Below are 21,457 nucleotides of genomic sequence, written 5' to 3'. Positions count from 1 at the left end.
GACGGCCGTTAAGGCGTGGTCGGCGTGCTCCCTCGCACTGCTAACGGACGACCGCGGGGAGGTCCCGGAGGTGGGGACGGTCGCGGTCGAGGACGGCGGTGTCGGGGCCGGCCGCGCGGAGGACGACGTCCAGGACGTGCTCCGGGTCGCAGCCGTAACCACCGCTCGCCCAGGCCGGGTTGGCCTCGACCACCGCCCAACGCCCGTCCGCGAGCAGGCCGATGTCGACCACCACCGCGCTCGGCAGCCCCTCCGCGCAGACCGCCAGTACCTCGGCGGCGAACGCCTCCACCTCCCGCCGCAGCGGATCCTCGGCCAGCGGCCGTACGTCCAGGTCGCCGTCGGTCGCGTAGCGGCTCGCCGTCCGCACCGCGCCGTCCAGGACGAACAGCCGGTACTCCTGGCGGAACGTCACCACGTCGCTGACCAGGACGAGGGTGTCGTCGTCCAGGGCGTCCGGTCCGGGCAGCCGACTGCCGTCCGGGTGGATCCGGGCCGGGAAGAACTTGTCGACCGGAGGCTTGAAGAACGCCGGACGGCGGACCTGCCGGGCCAGGGCGAGCGTGGTGCACTCGACCCGGCGCCGGGTCAGCTCCCGGGGCAGGGCGGTGAGCCAGTCGGCCGGGGCGTCCAGCGCGGCGATGCCCAGCTCCCGGGCGACCGCATCGGCGAACAGCGGGCCGCCGTAGAGGTGTGCCGGGCGCAGTCCCGCCAGTTCCTCGGGCACCTGCCAGCTGCGGGCGGTGTGCGCACGCAGCCCGCGCCGGCGGGCCGCGGTCAGCAGCTGCAGGCCGGTCTCGTTGATCCTGGGTGCGAGGAGGAACAGGCTTCCGGTGCTCATGGGGAAGGATGCTGCCGCACCGGCAGCGGCGCGGGCCAGCGGATTTGCCGGGAGCTCTGGTTCCGGGGCGGGTGCTCGTGCCAGAGTCTCGTTCCGGGCGGCCGCAGCCACCGGCCGTCCGCCAAGGCGCGCGCACACCGGCCGTTCCGCGGGGTCCGGGTGCGCGTACGAGCCGACCGCACGCCGTCCGACCACCCCTCAGCCGGAAAGCAGGCCCAGCCGCGATGACCCCCGAAGTGCCGCTCGTCCGCATCAGCACCGCCGATGCCGTCACCACCCTGGAACTCGACTCCCCGCACAACCGCAACGCCCTCTCCACACGGCTGATGGCCGAACTCGCCAAGGGCCTCGCGGACGCGGCCGCCGACCCGGCGGTCCGGGCGGTGGTGCTCGGCCACACCGGCAAGGTGTTCTGCGCGGGCGCGGACCTCTCCGAGGCGACCGGTGCCGATCCCACGGTGGGGCCGCGCGGCCTGGTGGACATCCAACGGGCCGTCATCGACTGCCCGAAGCCGGTGATCGCCGTGGTCAACGGCGCCGCCAGGGCCGGCGGTCTCGGCCTGCTCGGTGCCGCCGACATCGCCATCGCCGGACCGCTCTCCAGCTTCGCCTTCACCGAGGTCCGGCTCGGTCTCGCGCCCGCGGTGATCTCCCTCCCGCTGCGCCCCAAGCTGGACCCGCGCGCAGCCTCCCGCTACTACCTGACCGGTGAGGTCTTCCAGGCCGCCGAGGCAGCCCGGATCGGGCTGGTCACCGAGGCGGTGGAGGATCCGGAGGCCACGCTGAAGACCGTGCTGGACGCCATCCGGCTGGGCTCGCCACAGGGCCTCGCCGAGTCCAAGCGGCTGACCAACGCGGATGTGGTGGCCTCCTTCGAGCGGGACGCGGACGAGCGGGTCGCCCAGTCCGCGCGGCTGTTCGGCTCCCCCGAGGCCCAGGAGGGCATGCGTTCCTTCCTGGAGCGCCGGCCCGCCCGCTGGGCCCAGTAGCCCTGCGGTAGCCACGCGCCCGGAACCGGGGGCGCGAGGGGTGGGCGACCGGGGCCTCGGGTCTCAGGGCCGCCCGGCTCCTCGTACCCCCGGTGGCGTGGCCTCCCGGCGGCCGGCCGGCCAAGTCCTGTGATCTTGGTCCCTCCGCCATCCGGGGTGCGGCACCGGCCAGCTAGCGTTGGGCATATGTCGAATGTCCGTACGTTCCTGAACGCCACCCGCTCCCGAGGCCGCCGCGTGGCCGGTCGGCTGGTGCACCGGGGGTGGAAGTGGGTGCAGGGCGTGGGCGCGGTCTCCAATGACAACCCGGGCCCGTACCGGTTCCGGGAACTCGGCGACGGCACCAAGCTGGCGTTCCCGCTCGGCGCCGTGTTCAACGAACAGTGGATCACCATCGGCCCGTTCTCGATCATCGGCGAACGCGTGACCATCTCGGCCGGGTTCCTGCCCGGGCTGGACCTCGGCCCCGACCCGATCGTGCGGATCGGCGGCGGCTGCGTGATCGGACGCGGCAGCCACATCGTCGGCCACCAGTCGATCGTGCTCGGCGACGACGTCTGGACCGGCCCGTACGTCTACATCACCGACACCGCGCACTCCTACCACGACACCGAGCTGCCGATCGGCAAGCAGTGGCCGCGCAACGAGCCGGTCGAGATCGGCTCCGGCAGCTGGATAGGCACGGGGGCGGTGATCCTGCCCGGCGCGCGGATCGGCCGCAACGTGGTGGTCGCGGCCGGCTCCGTGGTCCGGGGCGAGGTCCCCGATTTCAGCGTGGTCGCGGGCGCTCCGGCCAAGGTGGTGCGCAACTGGACCGACGCCGACGGCTGGCAGCCGCCACTTCGGCACGAACCGCCCAACCCGATCCCGGACGGCATCACCGCCGAACAGCTCCGGGCCCTGGTCGGCTGGGACCTGCGGCTGCCCGGCGAGGGCGCCGGCGAACAGAGCTGACACCCGAGGGCCTCCGTACGCCCGGCAGCGGGTCGGGTGCCCGAACCCATACTGACCGGCTCGCCGCTGTGACGGGCCGGAAGGCCGGACTGCCGTTTCCAGTCGGGGTGGAGGTGCCGGACGCGCCCGTGTCGGCACAGCTTCGGGTGGGAAGGGCCGTGGACCTGACCGGGCGAGCTCCGGTGCGGGTCGGCCCCCGTACTGGCGGCACCAGTCGGCGTACCGGCGTGCCGCCGCCGCCGACATGCCAAGACCGCGCTGCGGGCGAGCCGCTGGGCGACTGGATGGGAGCCCCGAGCGCTCGCTCGCCCGCTCAGCCGGCCCGGTGGAGCGTCACCACCGCCACCACGCCGTCCACCTGCAGCAGTTCCTCGCCCCGCTCCAGCAGGGCGGCGTCGTACCGGCCCAACCGGACGTCCGCGGAGCCGAGTTCGGCGGTCCCGGCGAGGCAGATCAGCAGGACGACGGCGGTCGGCGGCACCCGCAGCTCCCGTCGGCCGTCGGTGATCTCCACCTCGGCGGTCGCGTGTCCGCGCCGGGTCATGACGTTGAAGTCGACTACCGGTCCGTCGAGCAGACGACACCCGGTCTCCGCCTCGCCGGAGAAGGCGAACGGACGGTACGGCTGCGCGATGCGGTGCTCGGCACCGTCCACCGTCAGGGCCATACCGGCGCCCTCGACCACCGTGATCACCCGGTCCACGCCCTCGAAGCGGGAGAACGGGCCGCCGTGTGCCACGTCCGCGAGGCTCACCCGCCAGGCGAACTCGGTCAGCCCGGCGCCCGCCGGGAATCCGGCGACCTCGCGGGTCACCCCGCCGCCGTTCAGCCACGGCGTCGCGGCCCGTCCTTCGGCCAGCAGTACCTCAACCGTCATCGATCGTCCCGTCCTCGCAGGTCGTGCTCCCGAGCTCCGGAGTGACCGAGCTGCGGCGCTGTGGTGCTGTGGCGCTTGAGCGTTCAGTGCTCCGACGCCGCTGCACCGCCGTGTTCGCGGCTGAGCCTCTCACAGCCCCGTCCGGTCGCCGCATCCGGCCGGATGCTCGGCTCGCGGCAGGAGCAGGAGCAGGAGCAGGAGCAGGCCGGGACGAACCTCCCGTCGCACTCTGAGGCATGCCCGGCACGCGTTGCCGGGCTTCTCGCGCCAGCGGACGGTGGTGCCTGCCCAAGTCCTAGGCGGGCGCGGTGCGTTCGCGGGTACGCCGGGCACGGACGGCGACCGCGAGGAGACCGGTGAGAGCCGAGGTGGCGGCGACAGTGGTGAGGGCGATCGGCAGGCTGGTCGCGTCGGCAAGGAAGCCGATCACCGGTGGGCCGATCAGCATGCCCGCGTAGCCGAGGGTGGAGGCGGTGGCGACGCCCCGCGGGCCGCCGATGGCACCGGCCTGTGCGATGGCGAGCGGGAAGATGTTGGACAGGCCGAGTCCGACCAGGACGAACCCGGCGAGCGCCACGGGCACGTTCGAGGCGAGGGCGGCGATCAGCATCCCGGTCCCGGCGGTGAGTCCGCCGTACAGCACCACCCTGGTCTGGCCGAGCCGGATGGAGAGCCAGGTGCCCGCGATCCGTCCGGCGGTCATCGCGAAGGCGTAGGCGGCGAAGCCGGTCGCGGCCAGTCCGGCGCTCGCCCTGACGTCGTCGGTCAGGTGCAGGGTCGCCCAGTCGGCGAGCGAGCCCTCTCCGTAAGCGTCGCACAGGGCGACCAGCCCGAGCAGCAGGACCAGCACCCCGGCGGTGCGCGTGGGCATCGCGCTGCGGCTGCCGGTGGCTGAACCAGTCCTGGGACCTCGCAGGTCGGCCGCGGCGGCGGGACCCGTCGAGTCGGGTCCGGCCGTCCTGGGCACGGGGCGCCTGATCGTGGCCGGGCTGCGCAGCAGGGCCGTGCCGGCCAGGGCGGTGACCAGCAGACCGAGCAGTCCGCTGAGACCGAGGGCCCAGGCTGTGCTGAGCCGGCCGGCGAGCAGGCCGCCGACCCCCGCGCCGAGCAGTCCGCCGAGGCTGTAGCCGGCGTGGAAGCTGGGCATCACGGGGCGGTCGAGCTCGGCGACGAGGTCGACGGCCGCGCTGTTCATGCTGACGTTCGCGGCGCCGTAGGCCGCGCCGAACAGGAGCAGGACCAGGCCGAGCCCGAGCACCGAGTGCATGTGCGCGGGCAGCAGTACGGCGAGGCTGAGCGCGACCAGTGCGCCGACGGTGGTCGGGCGGCTGCCGGACCTGACGCAGAGTCTGCCGATCAGCGGCATGGTGGCGACCGCTCCGGCGGAGATGCAGAGCAGGGCCAGGCCGAGTGCGCTGTGCGATGCGCTGACCTGGGCCCGGATGTCGGGGATCCGTACCACCCAGGCGGCGAACAGGAAGCCGTCGACGGCGAAGAACGCGGTGAGGGCGATCCGGGCGGGGGACCAGGAGCGGCTGGGGGCGGTGCCGGGTCCGGGTGCGGTGCCAGGTCGGCCGAACGGGGGATTCTGAGCTTCTGAACGGGCGCGGGTTTTGTTTAGGAGCGGCACAAAGTCAGAATAGGGGGGTGCCGCACACACCAACAAGTCAGTATCCGGCCGGTGACCCCCAGGGCCCCTCCGGCGCAGGCCGGCCGGTTCCCGGGGGGCAGCCGGGTCGCGAGGGGCAGACGGCCTGCGAGGGGTGGACGGGGCCCGTGGATCAGACGGCCAGAGAGGAGCAGTCCGGTCCCGGGGAGCGGGCGGCAGGTCCCGAGCGCCGTGCGACGGCCGGCGCGCATGCCGCTGCACGCGGCGGCGCGAGCCGTGACCCGCTCCTGGGCTCGCGCCCGCGCGGCACAGCCGATGTGCGACGTTCGGGAGCTTCGGACACGCGCAGCCAAGGGGTCACGGACGCGCGTCGCCAAGGGACCGCGGACACGCGCCGGAGTGTGCCGGACCGTGGCCGTACGCTGCTCGGGCCGGCGCTCGCGCTGATCCACACCGGCCGCGCGCCCACCCGATCCGCGCTCACCAGCGCGCTGGACGTGACCCGGGCCACCGCGGGCGCGGTGAGCGGCGAACTGGAGGCGCTCGGCCTGATCACCGTCGACTCCAGCCCGGCCGGCGGCGGACGGGGACGCCCCTCGCACCGACTGGCCATCGACCCGGCGGGTCCGGTGGTGATCGCCGCACAGATCCACGCGGACGGCCTGAGCGTGGCACTGGCAGGGCTCGGCGGCCGACTTGAGCCGCCGGTCCACCTGCCGCTGCCCTCCTCGACCGATCCGGTACGGCTGCTGCGCACTGTCACCACCGCCGGTGCCGGGCTGGCCCGCGCGTCCGGCCGCCGCTGCCTGGGCGCGGCGCTCGCGCTGCCCAACCCGGTGACCGAACCGGACGGCACCGCGCTGGCCGCACTGCACTTCGCCTGGCCGAGCGGCACCCCCGTCGCGGACCTGTTCGCCGAGGAGGTCCGCAAGGCCGACCTAGGTCCCGGCGTCCCGCGCCCGTTCCCGAGCGCCGTCGCCAACGACGCCAACCTGGCCGCGCTCGCCGAGCACCGCCATGGCGCCGGACGCGGGGCACGGCATCTGCTGCTGGTCACCTCGGGCCACCGGGGTGTCGGCGGAGCGCTGGTCATCGACGGCCGGCTGCACACCGGCAGCGCCGGACTGGCCCTCGAGGTCGGCCATCTGACCGTCGATCCGCTGGGCCGTCCGTGCCAGTGCGGCAACCGTGGCTGCCTGAACGCGGAGACCGATCCGGACGCCCTGTTCGCCGCCGCCGGCCGTACCCCGGACCCGGGCCGCCCGCTGTTCGACCAGGCCCGCGAACTGGCCCGGTCCGCCGCCGAGGACCCCGAGGCACTGGCCGTCGTCGAACGCGTGGTGGACCGCCTCGGCCTGGGGCTGGCCGGGATGGTCAACATCCTCAACCCCGACCGCATCGTGCTCAGTGGACTGCACCGCGACCTGCTCGCCGCCGCCCCGGAACGCCTGGCCTCGGTGGTCGCGGACCGCTGCCTGTGGGGCCGCAGCGGGCGGGTGCCGATCGTGGCTGCCGAGGTCACCCACGCGGGACTCGTCGGCGCGGCCGAACTCGCCTGGGAGCCCTACCTTCATGATCCGCAGGCGGTGGCCACGGCCTGACGCCGCGCCGCCCGCCGCCCGCTGCGCGGCGGCGGGCGAACGCTCAGGGATCCTCTCCCTGTTTTCCGATCTCCGCTCCTCCGGGAGCGCGGCGCGGAGCGGACGGTCGGCGGGGCGGAGCCGAGGCCGCGGGCATGGGCGGTGAGCGGGGGAGCGCGGGGCGCAGAGGTCAAGCGCAGAGGCCGCGCGTGGGCACCTGCTGTCGCGCTCCGTCACCGGCAGTGCGCCCCACGTGGTGGACGGCGTCAGCTGCTCCTAGCATGTCGTCTGCCGGTCCCGGTGCGGCCAGTCGGTCCGCGATCCCGGTAAGCCGTGCTTCCCCGCGCCGTCTCAGTGCGCTCGAGGTCGCTCTCCGGCAGGACGGATCCCAGATGATCAACAGGAGAAGCTTCTCCAAGGTGCTCACCATAGGCGCGGCATCGGTTACCGCCGGGGGTCTCTCGGCGGCGGCCGCCGATGCTCCGACCAGCGGCGGGAAGCCAGGTTCGGCAGGTCCGGACACGGCAGACCGAACCACGGCCGGTACGGCCGGTACGTACGATACGGCCGGTACCGCCGAGCAGGCCGGAGTCGACGCCGCGAAGCCGGCCACCGGGCTCGGGCCGGTCCGCCGCGTGCGCACCGACCTGCTCGACATCGCCTACCACCAGGCGGGGCCGGCCGACGGCAGGCCGGTCGTCCTCGGCCACGGCTGGCCCTACAGCCCGTACGCCTACCAGGAGGTCGTGCCCGAGCTGGCCGGCCGGGGTTTCCGCTGCTACGTGCCGTACCTGCGCGGCCACGGTCCCACCGTGTTCCGGCACCGGGCCACCGTCCGGTCCGGCCAGCAGGCCGCCCTCGGTGCGGACGTCATCGCGTTCATGGACGCGCTGGGCATCCGGCGCGCCATCCTCGGCGGATACGACTGGGGCGGCCGAGGCGCCTGCGTCGCCGCCGCGCTGTGGCCGGAGCGCTGTTCCGGGCTCGTCTCGGTGAACAGCTATCTCATCCAGGACCTCGATCCCTCGGTGATCGACCGACCGGACCCGCCGGACGTCGAATCCGCGCACTGGTACTACTACTTCCTCCTGACGAAGCGAGGTGCGGCAGGACTGGCGAAGAACACCAAGGAGTTCGCGCGGGTCGTCTGGAAGAGGAACTCGCCGGAGTGGCGGTTCACCGAAGCCGATCTCGACCGTGCGGCCCAGCTCTTCGAAAACCTGGACTACCTCGCCGTCGTGCTGAACTGCTATCGCACCCGGCGCCTGGCGGCACCGGGCGACCCCCGATACGCCGAGCTGGAGGCGCGCCTGCTGAAGCAGCCGCCGATCACGGTCCCCGCCGTCACCCTCGACGGCAAGGCGGACGGAAGCCTTCCGTGGACCGACGGGACCGCGTCGGCGCCGCACTTCACCGGACCCCGGGTACACCACGTCGTTCCCCACGCCGGACACAACCTTCCCCAGGAGGCGCCGAAAGCCTTCGCAGCCGCCGTCGTCGAGGTCAGCCACCTGGCCCCGACGACCGCGCGGGCGGTGTCGAAAACCGGTCCCGTGAAACGGAAGTACGATCCCGGGGAAGCGCCGAAGGTGTCCGGGATCCGGCTTTGACGACGGACCCGGACACGGCTGCGGCGACGGCAACCTGGCGCTTGCGGACCTGAACTCCGGTACGGTACGCGTTCGTTGGTGATAGGAGCCGCCGAGGTCGAGGCCGTCCGCACCGTCCCGCGCCGCAGGGCCACCCGGACCTCGCGCGGTTCGCCGACGCGGGCCGATGCGCGACGACCCGCGCCGTCGTCATCCACGTGGCCGTCACCGCCGCCGTCGGCACCGGCACCCCGGGCACCGGCCGTCCGGGACCAGGGCGGAGACTGGAGGCAGTGATCGACAACGGGCGGAGCACCACGTCCGGAGCAGGCGGCCCGGCCATGACCGGGTGTCAGGGGGAGAGCATGACCTCGCACGGCGGCACCGGCAGCGAGGACCGGCCGGTCGACCAGGCCGCCCGGTCCGTCGCGGTCTACACCGACCACGCCGACGACTACCGGGCCGCCCACGCGGCGAAGATGTCCGACCGGGCCGAGCGGTTCGCCGGCTCGTTGCCGGTGCCCTCGCTGATCCTCGACGCCGGCTGCGGCCCGGGCCGCGACCTGGCCCGGTTCATCGCCCACGGACACGTCGCCCGCGGTGCCGACCTGAACCCGGTGTTCGTCGCGATGGCGAGTGCCCACGCGCCCACCACCGTGGGCGATCTGCGCGACATCGGCAGTCGGTACCCGGACGGTACCTTCGACGGGATCTGGGCCTCCGCATCGCTCGTCCACCTCCTCGCGGCCGAAGCCGTGGACGTCCTCGGCCAGTTCGCCCGGTTGCTGCGTCCCGGCGGCAGACTGTACGTCTGCCTCAAGGCCGTCGGCCGCACCGGCTGGCTCGACGAGCCGGACGGCAGGCGCTGGTACACCGTTTGGGACCCGGAGGGGTTCGCCGCCGTCGTCGCCGATGCCGGGTTCACGGTCGAGGACGTGGACCGGGGTGTCTTCGTCGAGGTGTGGGCCACCCGCAACGGCTGAGGCGGGAGCGCGTTCCGAGGCGGGTCCGCCGTCCCCTTCACCGCGTGCGCGGGCGCACGATCGCTTGGGCAGCGCCGCGCCCCCGGAAGTGCTCTCTCCACCGTGGCGGCAGGGGAATCAGCCCGGCCGGGGCGGTGTTCGGGATCGGCATGACGATCTCTGCAGAGGTGCTGCGCTACACGGCATTCACCACCGACCCCGGCGGCGGCAACCCCGCCGGCGTGGTGCTCGACGCCACCGGCCTGGACGAGGCCGCCCGGCTCGCGATCGCCGCCGAACTCGGTTACTCCGAGACGGCCTTCCTCACCCCGGGCCCCGAACGTTCCTACACCGTGCGGTACTTCAGCCCCAAGGCCGAGGTGCCGTTCTGCGGACACGCGACCGTGGCCTCCGCCGTGGCGCTGGCCGAGCGGATCGGCCCCGGCCGGGTGGTGTTCGAGACCCGCGCGGGTACGGTCCCGGTCGATGTGACCACCGGCTCCGGCGGGGTCCTCGAGGCCACCCTGACGAGCGTCGAACCGTACATCGAGCAGGTCGCCGACGCGGACGTGGCGGAGGCGCTCGCGGCACTCGGCTGGCGCCGCGAGGAGCTGGACCAGACCCTGCCGCCGCGGATCGCCTACGCCGGGGCCCGCCACCTGGTCCTGGCCGTCGCGACCCGTCGCCGACTCGCCGACCTGGCCTATGACTTCGAGCGGCTCGCCGCCTTCATGACCAGGCTCGACCTGACGACCCTCCAGCTGGTCTGGCGGGAGTCGGCCGACACCTTCCACGTCCGTGACCCGTTCCCGGTCGGCGGCGTGGTCGAGGACCCGGCCACCGGTGCCGCGGCCGCCGCCTTCGGCGCCTACCTGCGGGAACTCGGCGAGCTGACCCCGACCGCGGAGTCCGGAGCCGCCGTGCTGACCCTGCACCAGGGTGTCGACCTCGGCCGCCCCGGCCTCCTGCGGGTCGAGCTGCGCCCGGGCGACCTGCGGATACGGGTCAGCGGCGCGGCGGTCCGGATACCGGATGGTGTAGCCGGGTAGGGCACGGGGCGCCGCAGCCGGTGACGCACTGTTCTCGCTCGGTGTCACCCGGCGTCTGATCGGCGAGTTCGCCGCCCGCTCCAAGGCTCCCGACCAGGTGGCGGCCGGACTGGACCGGCTCACCGACCGGGAACGCGAGGTGCTGGCGCTGGTAGGCACGGGCCTGTCCAGCGAGGACACCGCCCGCCGACTGGTGGTCAGCCCGCTCACCGGCAAGACCCATGTCAGCCGGGCCATGGTGAAACTCGGCGCCCGCGACCGGGCCCAGCTGGTGGTGCTGGCATACGAGACCGGGCTGGTCCGGCCTGGCTGGCTCGGCTGGCCGGCCCGGCCGCGGCACGGCTGACCGGGCCCGGTCGGCCAGGACCTGCTTGAGGGCCTCGGCCCACCTACGTGCCTCACGGACCAGGCCCACCGACACGGCTGACCGGCGCGACCGGCCGGTACGCCCGACCGGGCGCGCGTCGGCTGCTGCGTGCCCCCCGCACGCTCAACCGCCGGGCGCGGATCGGAAAACGGCGTATCGGACGGCTACCGCGTGCGCTCCTCCACCAGGCACAGGGCGTTGCCCTCGCTGTCCTTGAACCAGCTGCAGCGCATGCCCTCCGCCTCCGCGACACCGTTGACCGTCTTGAGCCCCGGCAGGTCGTAGTCCTCGAAAGCCACCCCGCGCGAGCGCAGCTCGGCCATCTCGGCGGCGAGGTCGGCTACCTGCCAACTCGCCAGCGTGTGCCCGGCCTTGCCGCCGTTGGGCGTCCGGTAGACCGAGAAGACGGTGCCTCCGCTCTCGAACCGGACCTCCTGCTCGGAGTCCAGCGCGAGCTTCAGGCCCAGGGTGTCGCGGTAGAACGCGGTGGCCCGTTCGAGGTCGGTGGCCGGGATCACGGCGTGGACGGGGGCATCGGTCAGCATCTCCACCACCTCCTCCTCCAGGCTAGGCAGTCCGGTGCCGCTACGCCCCGGGAAGTAGCGCAACTGCCGCTGCCCCTACGACGCGTGGCGGCCGCCGCGGCGGGATGCCCAAGGTGCCCGGGACCCAGGACCGACCCACGAGGAGATGGCCCCGATGACCACACTGACCACACTGCCGCTGGCCGCACTGCCGATCGCGGACCACGACCGCTGGACCGGCCCCGGCCCGTGGCTGCTGGTGATCCCGTTCTGCTGGCTGGTGGTGATCTTCTTCGCCACGTTGCTGCTGCGGCGCACGGTCGGGCGGCGACGCTGGGCCGCCTTCGGCGACAGCCCGCTCGCGGTGCTCGGCCGCCTTCGGCGACAGCCCGCTCGCGGTGCTCGGCCGCCTTCGGCGACAGCCCGCTCGCGGTGCTCGGCCGCCGCTACGCCCAGGGCGAGATCGACGCCGAGGAAACCGGGCCCGGCGCGCGGTGCTCCTCGAGCGGCCGGACAGACACGGCGGACGAGAGCCGGGCCACGGCAAGCAGCCGTAACGCCCCCGCGACACCTCCGGTCGGGGCCGGACACCCCCCGGCCGGACGCCTTCGGCCGGCCCCCCGACACCGCGATCGGCGGTCGCGGGCCGACAGGCCCGCCAACGGCAAGTCCGATAAGCGGAAGCTGGAACTCTTAAAAAGATTACTTTTCGTAGTCAATTGTTACACTCGGTTGGTCGTACCCATGGGCTTTTTGCCGAGTTTCCGCCGATCCGAGAGGGTGTGCAATGAGCATCGAGACGCTGGACGTGGACCGTTCCGACCTGGAGTACCGGGCCTGGCTGAACGAGGCCGTCCGCAAGGTGCAGGCCGATGCCAACCGCTCCGCAGACACCCACCTGCTGCGCTTCCCGCTCCCCGAGGAGTGGGGCATCGACCTCTACCTGAAGGACGAGTCGACCCACCCGACCGGTAGCCTGAAGCACCGCCTGGCCAGATCGCTGTTCCTCTACGGCCTGTGCAACGGCTGGATCAGACCCGGCAAGCCCGTGATCGAGGCGTCCAGCGGTTCGACCGCCGTCTCGGAGGCGTACTTCGCCAAGCTGATCGGTGTGCCGTTCATCGCGGTGATGGCCAAGACCACCAGCCAGGCCAAGATCGACTTGATCGAGTTCCACGGCGGCACCTGCCACCTGGTCGCCGACCCGGCCGAGGTGTACGAGGTGTCGGCCCGGCTCGCCGAGGAGACCGGCGGCCACTACATGGACCAGTTCACCTACGCCGAGCGGGCCACCGACTGGCGCGGCAACAACAACATCGCCGAGTCGATCTTCGCCCAGCTTCGCCTGGAACCCCACCCCGAGCCCACCTGGATCGTCGCCACCGCCGGCACCGGCGGCACCTCCGCCACCATCGCCCGCTACGTCCACTACATGCAGTACGACACCCTGATCTGCGTCGCCGACCCGGAGAACTCCTGCTTCTTCGAGGGCTGGGTCAGCCACGACCCGTCCGCCACCTGCGACCGCGGCTCCCGGATCGAGGGCATCGGCCGCCCCCGGATGGAACCCAGCTTCGTCCCCGGCGCCATCGACCGGATGATGAAGGTCCCCGACGGCGCCTCGATCGCCGCCATCCGGGTCCTGGAACACCAACTCGGCAAGAAGGCCGGCGCCTCCACCGGTACGGGCCTGTGGAGCGCACTGCGGATCGTCGCCGAAATGCGCGCCTCCGGTCGGCGCGGCAGCGTGGTCACCCTGATCTGCGACCCCGGCGACCGCTACCTCGACAAGTACTACTCCGACGACTGGCTGGCCGGCCAGGGCATCGACATCGCCCCGTACCAGGACGAACTGGAAGCCTTCCTCAACGGCACCGGCCTGCTGGGCTGACCCGGCACCACCGTCGGGAAGCGTCAACAGACCTACCGGACGCAGGCGTTCCGCCAACCCGCGTTGTCGACGGCTGGAGTGTCCAGCCCCGGTACCTCAACCGGTCAGCCGGCTCTACCTTCTTGAGCCAGGACGAGTTCCCGTACGTGCTCGCGGGCCACCGACGCCGCCTCGGCGGGCAGGCCCGAGTCCGTCACCCAGGTGTCGACCTCGGCGAGGGCGGCGAAGGTCGAGAGGCCGACGATGCCCCACTTGGTGTGGTCGGCGACGGCGATGACGCGGCGGGCGGAGGCGATGAAGTTCCGGTTCGTCTCCGCCTCGGCGAGGTTGGGGGTGGTCAGGCCCGCCTCGGGGGAGAGGCCGTGGGTGCCGAGGAAGAGCAGGTCGAAGTGGAGGGAGCGGATGGCCCGGTCGGCGATCGGGCCGACCAGGGCGTCCGAGGGGGTGCGCACGCCGCCGGTGAGGACCACGGTGGCGGCCGGGGCGCCGGTCGTGCGCTGCGCCCGGTCGAAGACGTCGGCGACCCGGACTGAGTTGGTGACCACCGTCAACTGCTCGATCTCGGTGAGGTGCTGGGCCAGCGCATAGGTGGTGGTGCCACCGGAGAGCGCGATGGCGCTGCCGGGGGTGACCAACTCGGCGGCGGCCTGCGCGATCTGCTCCTTGGCGGAGAGTTCGAGGACCGACTTGGCCTCGAAGCCGGGCTCGTGGGTGCGGGCCTCCTCGACCATCACGGCGCCGCCGTGTACCTTCTCGATCACGCCGCTCCGGGCCAGCGCGTCCAGATCCCGACGGATCGTCATGTCGGAGACGTTCAGCTGCCGGGTCAGCTCGTTGACCCGGACGCCGCCGCGCCGCCGGACCTCGTCGAGGATCAGCGCGCGCCGCTGCTCGGCCAGCAGATTGCCGTTGTCGGCCACGTGTCCACACCTCCCGTTGGCTCGTCCGCTGCCATCCTCGCAGACGCCCCGGACAGCCCGTCGGCCGGTCGGCAGGTGCACCGGGTCGGACGCGGACCGCAGGCAGGTGGGTCGGCAGATCGGTGGAGCAGCGGGTCCAGCCAGCCGCCCGGTCGCCCGTCAGCCGGGCAGGTCCGCCGGGACCAGCAGTTGGAGCTCCTCGGTGGACGGGTCGGGGAGCTGGGCCACCCGCATCGCATGGCGCTCCACCATGGTCTCGAAGACCAGCCGGGCGGTGCGGCCGTTGCCGAAGCCGGGACCGCGCTCCAGCGAGCCGAAGTGGTCCAGCAGGGCGGACTCGGCGGCCTCGGTCAGGGCGTACTCGTGCTCGGCGCACTGGGCCCGGGCGATCTGCAGCAGCTCGTCCGCCGAGTAGTCGGGGAAGGTGACGGTGCGGGAGAACCGGGAGGAAACACCGGGGTTGGTGGACAGGAAGCGCTCCATCTCGGCGGTGTAGCCGGCCACGATCACCACCACCTCGTCCCGGTGGTCCTCCATCAGCTTGACCAGGGTGTCGATCGCCTCCCGGCCGAAGTCCCTGGCACCGTCCTCGGGCGCCAGCGAGTAGGCCTCGTCGATGAAGAGCAGCCCGCCCCTGGCCCGGTCGAAGGCGGCCTGGGTGCGGATCGCGGTGGAGCCGATGTGCTCACCGACCAGGTCGACCCGGGCCACCTCGACCAGATGACCGCGCTGCAGCACCCCGAGCGAGGCCAGGATCTCGCCGTAGAGCCGGGCCACGGTGGTCTTCCCGGTGCCGGGGGAGCCGGTGAAGACCAGGTGGCGGCGGAGTGAGGGCGCCTTCAGCCCGGCCTGCTGACGCCGCCGGCCGACCGAGATCAGGTCGATCAGCGTGCGGACCTCCTGCTTCACGGTGGCCAGGCCCACCAGCGCGTCGAGTTCGGCCAGCGCCTCGCCGGCCGGGCGGCAGTCGGGAATCGGCGCGATCCGTGCGGCCGAGGCAGCCGACGCCAGTGGCACGGGGGCGGTCTGCGCCACGGCCCGGCCGACGGCCCCAACCGGGGGCACGCTGCGCGGCGCCGGGACGTCCGCAGTCGAAGGCACGTCGTCCGAGACGCACCCCTCGGCGACCGGCCCGGGCTCGGAGAACTCGAAGCCCGCCCGGCCGTTCTGCTCCGCCCGGCAGCGGGTCAGCACGGTGCGGCAGCCGTCGATGATGTGGAAACCGAAGCCCCTGCCGTGTGAGACCCGGCAGTCCTCGAAGACACCGCGCCCCTGCGCCGAGACGTACACGGCGGCGTCCTCGCTCTCCCGCACGGTGCACTCGCGCAGTTCGGGGTCGGCGCCCTTGGTGACGATCACACCGGTGGCCACCTCGGAGATCTCGCAGCCGGTCAGCCGCCCGCCGCTGCCGTGGTCGCGGAACCACAGGCCGGTACCGGCGTCCTGGATCCGGCAGTCGGAGAGGTCGACGGTCGCGCCGCTGCTGACCGAGACGGCCGAACTGCGGATCCGGCTGAACGAGCAGTCCTTGGCGCTCGCACGCGAGTCCCGGTCCAGTACGAACAGGGCGTCGGGGAGGTCGTGCAGCGAGCAGTCCACCAGGGTGAGCCCGGCGCCGTCGCTGACCCAGACGGCGGGGTAGTCGCCGTCACTGCTGTGGATCTCGGTGGCGAGCGCCTCGGCACGGGTGCCCTGGTCCCAGATGGACAGCGCGCCCCGCCCGAAGTCCCGGACGGTGCTGTGCTCCAGCACCAGCCGGGAGCGGCCGCGCAGGTCGGCGGCGTTCTCCGGCAGGTCGTGCACCCGGCAGCCGGTGAGGGTGAGCTCGGCATCGGTGTCCAGGGTGAGGCCGTTGCCGGAGACCCGGCGGACGGTGCAGTCGACGAGCCGGCCGACCGCCTGGCCCTCCGCCTGCACACCGCTACCCCGGATCTCGTAGACCTCGCAGCCGGTCAGCTCGGCGCTGCTGCCCGGGTCGGCGAGGAGCAGCCCGGCGCCGCTCGCGTGGTGCAGCCGGCAGCGGTCCAGCGTGGCGCTCGAGCCGCCGAGGACGGCGAGCGCGGCCTGCCCGGCCTCGGCGAGCTCGCTGTCCTCGATCACGGCGGCGGCCTGCGCGCGCACCCGCATGCCGAGGCCCGAGGGATTGTGCACGGTGCAGCCGCGCAGGGCGGCGCGGGCCCGGTCGGCGACCTCGACACCGGCCGAGGAGCGTGCCGTCACCCGGCAGCCGACCAGTTCGGCGGCGGCCTCCGGGCCGGTCACCAGTACGGCGGGGGCGGAGAGTTCGCTGCCCTCGACCACCAGGTCGCGCACCGTGACGGCGGCCGTGATCAGCAGCGCGACCCCGCCGGGCGGGTCGATCCGGACGGTGCCCGGGCCCTCGGCGGCGACCAGGGTGACCGGCTTGTCGACCACCAGGCCCTCCCGGAAGGTGCCGGGACGGATCGTCAGGGTGTCCCCGGGTTCGGCCACCGCGAGCGCCTCGCCCAGCGTCTGGTAATCCCCGGCGCGCCGCCGCCACCGAGAGGCGCTGTCCTGCGTGACCCGGACCCTGTGCTCACCCATGACGAACCGTCATCCCACCTTCATCGAACCTGCCCGCCCCGTGCCCACGGTAGCGTGCCCGGCCCGGGCCCTCGGACGCTCACCGAGGACAACGAGCGAGCGGACCCCGGGTGCCGGTGCCACAGCCTGCCACGGTCAGCGCTGGTCACTTCCGGTCAGCGCCGGTCCGGCTCCGGACGCGGACCCTCCTCCAGTACGGTGACCTCGTCACCGAGCCGGACGGTGCCGAGCAGGTCGCCCGACACGCCCTCCGGGCGGTCCGGGATCAGGTTCTGGCCGAACACCAGGCTCTTCCCGAAGCGGCGGTACTTGGCCAGCGTCCGCAACGGCTCATGGAAACGCTCGCCGGTCTCCTGGTCGGTGGTGGTGATCACGCACCGGCCGCAGGGCTTGACCACCCGGAACGTCAGCTCGCCGACCCGGATCCGGCGCCAGCCGTCCTCGGCCCATGCCTCGGTGCCGGAGACCACCAGGTTGGGGCGGAATCGCTCCATCGGGAGCGCCGCACCATTGACCTCGTCCCCCGGGTGTTCGGCGGCGATCAGCTCGTTCAGCGCGGCGAGCGAGGCCGTGGTGGTGAGCAGCAGCGGGAAGCCGTCGGCCATCGACACGGTCTCGCCCGGCTCGGAGTACTCCGGGCTCACCGCGCGGCTGCGCGGATCGTCCAGGTGCAGCAGCCGCACACCCGGGAGCCGCTCGCCGAACCACCGCTGCGCCTCCTCGCCCGCCGGCGCCGCCTCGAAGACCGAGCCGAAGATGTCCGCGTTGACCCGCTCGGCGCCCGCGGCGCCCGACGGCGCGACCACCACCAGGTGGGCACCGTCCGGACCGGTCACGGTCAGCGAGCCGTCCTCGCCGGGCAGCACCTTGAACCGGCCGACGGCCGGGTTCTCGCGCTGGGTGTACGCCTTGCCCCGTTCGTCGACCAGCATCCACCGGCGGTCGCCCGCCAGGCCCCAGGGTTCGACCCGGGCGCTCCCGGGGCTCAGTCGGTAGGCGGACTTCAACGGGTGGAGGTGAAGTGCGGTGAGCTGTGGCATGTCGACATCCTGCCAGCATCAGTAGTGCATATGTGCGAGGGCCGTCCCCATCGCAGGCATGCTGCGATCGGGACGGCCCTCGCGGACGACCCTTGCCCTGCCGGGCCCGGCGCCCTCGTTCGCCGGGTCCTGTGGTTCTCCGGGTGCTACTCGGTGGGCGCGCGGCCGGTCAGAAGGCGTTGGCCTGCAGGCCGGCCTGCGGGTTGGCGAACTGCTGGCCCAGGCCCTGCTGGTACTGCTGCTCGCCGTACTGCGCCGGACGTTGCGGCTGGACCGGCCGCACGGGCGCGACCGGCGCGGCGGGGCGGAACTGGTTCCCGCCGAGGCTCTGGTCGGCGAAACCCTGCTGCGCCTGGCCGCCGAACGGCTGGCCGCCGAAGCCCTGCCCGCCGAAGCTCTGGCCGTTCGGCCCGCCCTGGCCCGGCAGGCCGCCGGAGGGCTGCCCGCCGAAGCCCTGCGGGGCCGACGCGAAGCCGTTCTGACCGCCGAGACTCTGGCCGGCCTGCGGCTGGAACGACTGGGCGGGGACGGGAACCACCGGCCGCTGCGACGGCAGGACCGGCTGCACACCGCCGTAGCCGGGTGCGGGCGGCTGCGGCGCGGCCGCGTACCCGGCCGGGACCGGGGCCGCCTGTGCGGGCAGGTACGCGGTGGCGGGCCCGCTGCCACCGGAGCCCGGGCCGAGCGCGAGGCGGGCCGGAGGCAGCGCGGGCAGGTTGCCCGTCGGGCCGTCAAGGCCCTGGGTCCCGAAGCCCGGAGTCGGGAGACCGGGAGTCGGGATCGCCGGGGCGGGCAGGCCGGGGGCGCCGAAGCCCTGCGCGCCCGGGCCGTAGCCGGACGCGCCGTAGCCGGACGTCGAGGCATAGCCGGACGGGAGGGCGGGCGGCAGTGCCGCCGGCACGTTGATCGGGGCGATCTGCGGCACCCCGCGCTCTGCGACGAGGCTGTCGTAGATGGGCGTGCCGGAGGAGAAGGACGGAGAGGGGTAGCCGACTCCGTCGTAGGAGCGGGGCGAGGTCATGGGGCATACCGTAAGCCCAACTGTGCCTGCTGAGGAGACTGGAAGGCCCAGGAGTTCGAGTGTTTACAGAGTCTTCGCTCGCACAAACCGCTCGAACTTGCTTAGATCCGACATTTTGCTGGTTCAGATTCGGCCAATCCGTCGTCTGATGGACAGTCGAACAGCGGACGAACGCCACCTTCCGGACGTAATCCAGTGTGCTGGTCGCGAACCGAGGGCGTGCGGAGGTCGTCGGCAAGCCCCCGGCGCCCGTACCCTGGTCACAGGGCGCGGATGCCGGGGGCTGAGCGCTCGTCAACAGACGTGCGCCGAGGTCAGCGGTTCTGCGCCGTCTGGGCCGGCACTCCGGGCTGACCGGCGAGCTCCGAGGTGCAGTGCGCACAGCGGGTGGCGGCGACCGGGACCGAGCTCAGACACGCGGGGCAGTCGGTCTTGGCGACGGGGACGTCCTTCGCCGGGTAGAAGCGGTCCTGCAGCCGGCCGACCGGCACCACCACGAAGAAGTAGATCACGGTGGCGATCAGCACAAAGCTGATCAGCGCGTTCAGGAAGGCGCCGTACGGGAAGGTGGTCCCCGCGACCGAGAAGTGGTTCTGGCTGAAGTCGCCCACGGCACCGGTCGCGACTCCGACCAGCGGGGTGAGGAAGGCCGTGACGAACCCGGTGACGACGGCGGTGAAGGCTGCACCGATGACGATGCCGACGGCCAGGTCGACGACGTTTCCGCGCAGCAGGAAGCTGCGGAAACCCTTGAACACCGGGAACTCCAAACTCGGGGCGGGCAGGGGAGCGGGGCCGACGGGCCCGGCTGACGATCCTGCCGATCCAACACCCTTGTGGTCCAGCTGAGTTCACCTGAACTGGCTAACCGTCGCAACTCTGTCCCGGCTTCGAACGAGGGTCCCGGCCCCAGGGGCGACCGGGTGGGAGGCCGCGCCGCGGGAGTGAGGGCGTCAGGTGCCGCACTGCCGCCACGGCCCCGGAGGCGGGTACTGCCGGGGAGCCGCCGTGCGGAGCTGGACGGACATGCGGGCCGAGGCGCTTTCAAACTGCTCTGATCAGGTGAATGACCCTCAACGCCCCGACCGGTGGCTGGCCGGTCGCTCTCCGTGACTGGCAGGGTGACGTCCATGAACCCTCTGCTGCGCACCGCCGCCCTGCTCGCCCTCGCCGGTGGACTGCTCACCGGCCCCTCCGCCGCCGCCGCCCCCGAAGTCCCGCACGACGGAGCCCAGTTCGCCCACCTCGACCACCCGCGACCGGTCCGGGCCGTGGAGCGCCGGGAGGCCGTCGAGTTCTTCTGGTACGGCTGCCCGCACTCCTACCAGCTGGAGCAGCCACTGGAGCAGTGGGCTGACCGGCACCACGGGGACGTGACGCTGCGCCGGGTCCCCGCAGTCTGGTCCGGCGGGCCCGACGAGCGGGCCCAGCTGGCGCACGCCCGGCTGTACTACACCCTGGAGAAGCTCGGCGAGGTGGACCGCCTGCAGCTCGCCGCCTTCCGCGCCGTGCGGGACCAGGGCGAGGACCTGGCCGGTGAGGAGCAGGCCGCCGACTGGGCGCGGCGTCAGGGCCTCGACGCCCGGGCGTTCCGCGCGGCCTACCGCTCGCCGGAGGTCGACCGGGCCACCAGGGGTGCGTCCGACCTGCTGGTCAGGTACGAGGTGAAGGAGGTGCCGACCGTCATGGTGCGGGGCGGCCGCTTCCGTACCTCCCCGAGCCGCGCGGGCGGCGTGGAGCGGATGCCGGAGGTCCTGGACGACCTGATCGCCCGGTCCTGAGCGCCGCGCCCCCGGCTAGCGGGCGGTGCCGGTACCGCCCGTGCCCGGGTCGGCCGTCCGCCGCAGCGCCAGGGTGACGAACCCGAACGTGCCCCGGTAGCCGCCGAGCCACTCCGCGCGGTGCTCGGCGGCCACCGCCGCCGCCTCCGCGCTGTCCGGGGCCTCGGGGTGGTCCAGCGCCCAGGCCGCGAGCGAGCCGGTCCAGCAGAACTCGTAGTCGTCCCACTCGGACCGGCTGCTGACATGCCCGTACACCGGCGTCCACCCGGCGGCCGTGACCCGGTCGACGGTGGTCGCCAGGTCGTCGTAGTCCGTGGCGGACGCTCCGCCCAGGCCCGCCAGTGCGGCCTCGGTCGGCTCCCGCTCCCAGAACCCCTCGCCGACCAGCGCCACGCCGCCCGGCGCCAGCTGCCGGTCGATCGCCGTGAGCGTCGGCAGCAGACCGCCGAAGGCGTGCGTCGAACCCACGCACAGCACCGCGTCGAAGAGCTCCGGATGGTTGAACTCGCGGGCGTCCCGGTGGTGCAGCCCGATCCGCTGCGACACCCCGAGCACAGCGGCCGCCTGCTGGGCCCGGGCCAGGCCTCGGGCGTCCAGGTCCACGCCGACGGCGTGCAGCTCCGGCCGCGCGGCCAGGGCGCGCAGCAGCCAGGCGCCCTCCCCGCAGCCGAGATCCAGCATGCGCCGGGCACCGGCACCGAGGACGCGGTCCAGCAGCCCTCGCACCGACTCGTCGGAGAGCGGCGCCGCGATGGGGTGTTCGGCGTGCGCGATACGGGAGATCAGATGACGGTCCATCGGGAAAGTCTGCGCCGACACGGCCCGGTTGTGAACCGAGTTTCGTCGAACCGCGTTCCGCCCGGCTCCCGGAGCGGCGCCGCCCGTCGTCGGCACCGCT

At 73.2% G+C, this 21,457-nt stretch carries 18 protein-coding genes and 1 pseudogene; 9 read left to right on the top strand and 10 right to left on the bottom strand.

What is annotated here, in order from left to right; translation table 11 throughout:
* Positions 1-40 precede the first annotated feature (40 nt).
* A complete protein-coding gene (locus tag ABD369_RS31905; RefSeq protein WP_344640082.1) occupies positions 41-841 on the bottom strand; it encodes an ATP-grasp domain-containing protein in 801 nt (266 codons plus the stop codon).
* Positions 842-1,065: 224 nt separating this feature from the next.
* On the opposite strand from ABD369_RS31905, the gene ABD369_RS31900 reads away from it, so the two are divergent.
* Entirely contained in the window at positions 1,066-1,830 is a 765-nt protein-coding gene (locus tag ABD369_RS31900) for an enoyl-CoA hydratase family protein (RefSeq protein ID WP_344640081.1), read from the top strand.
* Positions 1,831-2,016: 186 nt separating this feature from the next.
* Positions 2,017-2,784: an acyltransferase gene (locus ABD369_RS31895; protein ID WP_344640080.1), complete on the top strand. Its 768-nt coding sequence runs from the start codon at positions 2,017-2,019 to the stop codon at positions 2,782-2,784.
* A 313-nt stretch (positions 2,785-3,097) separates the two neighbouring features.
* Here ABD369_RS31895 and ABD369_RS31890 read toward each other — a convergent pair whose 3' ends face one another.
* On the bottom strand, positions 3,098-3,661 hold the full coding sequence (locus ABD369_RS31890) for a HutD/Ves family protein (RefSeq protein WP_344640079.1): 564 nt from the start codon (positions 3,659-3,661) through the stop codon (positions 3,098-3,100).
* A 295-nt stretch (positions 3,662-3,956) separates the two neighbouring features.
* Positions 3,957-5,291 (bottom strand): MFS transporter, encoded by a 1,335-nt coding sequence (locus ABD369_RS31885; RefSeq protein ID WP_425557824.1) that lies wholly within the window; start codon positions 5,289-5,291, stop codon positions 3,957-3,959.
* Positions 5,292-5,671: 380 nt separating this feature from the next.
* On the opposite strand from ABD369_RS31885, the gene ABD369_RS31880 reads away from it, so the two are divergent.
* The 5 genes and pseudogenes from ABD369_RS31880 to ABD369_RS31860 all read left to right on the top strand — a co-directional run.
* A complete protein-coding gene (locus ABD369_RS31880; RefSeq protein WP_344640078.1) occupies positions 5,672-6,871 on the top strand; it encodes an ROK family protein in 1,200 nt (399 codons plus the stop codon).
* 371 nt (positions 6,872-7,242) lie between these two features.
* A complete protein-coding gene (locus ABD369_RS31875; RefSeq protein ID WP_344640077.1) occupies positions 7,243-8,460 on the top strand; it encodes an alpha/beta fold hydrolase in 1,218 nt (405 codons plus the stop codon).
* A 344-nt stretch (positions 8,461-8,804) separates the two neighbouring features.
* Positions 8,805-9,422, top strand: a complete 618-nt coding sequence (locus ABD369_RS31870; protein WP_344640076.1) for a class I SAM-dependent methyltransferase — start codon at positions 8,805-8,807, stop codon at positions 9,420-9,422.
* Positions 9,423-9,571: 149 nt separating this feature from the next.
* A complete protein-coding gene (locus ABD369_RS31865; protein ID WP_344640075.1) occupies positions 9,572-10,450 on the top strand; it encodes a PhzF family phenazine biosynthesis protein in 879 nt (292 codons plus the stop codon).
* A 4-nt stretch (positions 10,451-10,454) separates the two neighbouring features.
* Positions 10,455-10,796, top strand: a pseudogene (locus tag ABD369_RS31860) (response regulator transcription factor); the annotation flags it as partial.
* A 185-nt stretch (positions 10,797-10,981) separates the two neighbouring features.
* Here the strand turns inward: ABD369_RS31860 and ABD369_RS31855 are convergent.
* The gene (locus tag ABD369_RS31855; protein WP_344640074.1) at positions 10,982-11,425 is read right to left on the bottom strand and encodes a VOC family protein; all 444 of its coding nucleotides are present in this window, start codon (positions 11,423-11,425) and stop codon (positions 10,982-10,984) included.
* A gap of 703 nt (positions 11,426-12,128) precedes the next feature.
* On the opposite strand from ABD369_RS31855, the gene ABD369_RS31850 reads away from it, so the two are divergent.
* Positions 12,129-13,232 (top strand): PLP-dependent cysteine synthase family protein, encoded by a 1,104-nt coding sequence (locus ABD369_RS31850; RefSeq protein WP_344640073.1) that lies wholly within the window; start codon positions 12,129-12,131, stop codon positions 13,230-13,232.
* Positions 13,233-13,336: 104 nt separating this feature from the next.
* On the opposite strand, the gene ABD369_RS31845 is transcribed toward ABD369_RS31850, so the two are convergent.
* The 5 genes from ABD369_RS31845 to mscL form a co-directional block, all read right to left on the bottom strand.
* The gene (locus tag ABD369_RS31845) at positions 13,337-14,152 is read right to left on the bottom strand and encodes a DeoR/GlpR family DNA-binding transcription regulator (protein WP_344640072.1); all 816 of its coding nucleotides are present in this window, start codon (positions 14,150-14,152) and stop codon (positions 13,337-13,339) included.
* 159 nt (positions 14,153-14,311) lie between these two features.
* Complete coding sequence (locus ABD369_RS31840) at positions 14,312-16,717, bottom strand: right-handed parallel beta-helix repeat-containing protein (RefSeq protein WP_344640071.1); 2,406 nt, start codon at positions 16,715-16,717, stop codon at positions 14,312-14,314.
* A 155-nt stretch (positions 16,718-16,872) separates the two neighbouring features.
* A complete protein-coding gene (locus tag ABD369_RS31835) occupies positions 16,873-17,757 on the bottom strand; it encodes an MOSC domain-containing protein (RefSeq protein WP_344640070.1) in 885 nt (294 codons plus the stop codon).
* Positions 17,758-17,926: 169 nt separating this feature from the next.
* Entirely contained in the window at positions 17,927-18,778 is an 852-nt protein-coding gene (locus tag ABD369_RS31830; protein ID WP_344640069.1) for a DUF6643 family protein, read from the bottom strand.
* A 314-nt stretch (positions 18,779-19,092) separates the two neighbouring features.
* Positions 19,093-19,536, bottom strand: a complete 444-nt coding sequence (gene mscL / locus ABD369_RS31825; protein WP_344640068.1) for a large conductance mechanosensitive channel protein MscL — start codon at positions 19,534-19,536, stop codon at positions 19,093-19,095.
* 372 nt (positions 19,537-19,908) lie between these two features.
* On the opposite strand from mscL, the gene ABD369_RS31820 reads away from it, so the two are divergent.
* Positions 19,909-20,559 carry a DsbA family protein gene (locus tag ABD369_RS31820; protein ID WP_344640067.1) on the top strand — a complete coding sequence of 217 codons (651 nt, stop codon included), beginning with the start codon at positions 19,909-19,911 and terminating at the stop codon, positions 20,557-20,559.
* A 15-nt stretch (positions 20,560-20,574) separates the two neighbouring features.
* Here the strand turns inward: ABD369_RS31820 and ABD369_RS31815 are convergent, their stop codons facing one another.
* Complete coding sequence (locus tag ABD369_RS31815) at positions 20,575-21,357, bottom strand: SAM-dependent methyltransferase (RefSeq protein WP_344640066.1); 783 nt, start codon at positions 21,355-21,357, stop codon at positions 20,575-20,577.
* Positions 21,358-21,457 lie beyond the last annotated feature (100 nt).

This window comes from Kitasatospora cystarginea (genome assembly GCF_039533515.1).
Classification (GTDB): domain Bacteria; phylum Actinomycetota; class Actinomycetes; order Streptomycetales; family Streptomycetaceae; genus Kitasatospora; species Kitasatospora cystarginea.
The sequence above is the reverse complement of the archived record's forward strand: the minus strand, read 5'-3'. Positions and strand labels throughout refer to the sequence as shown.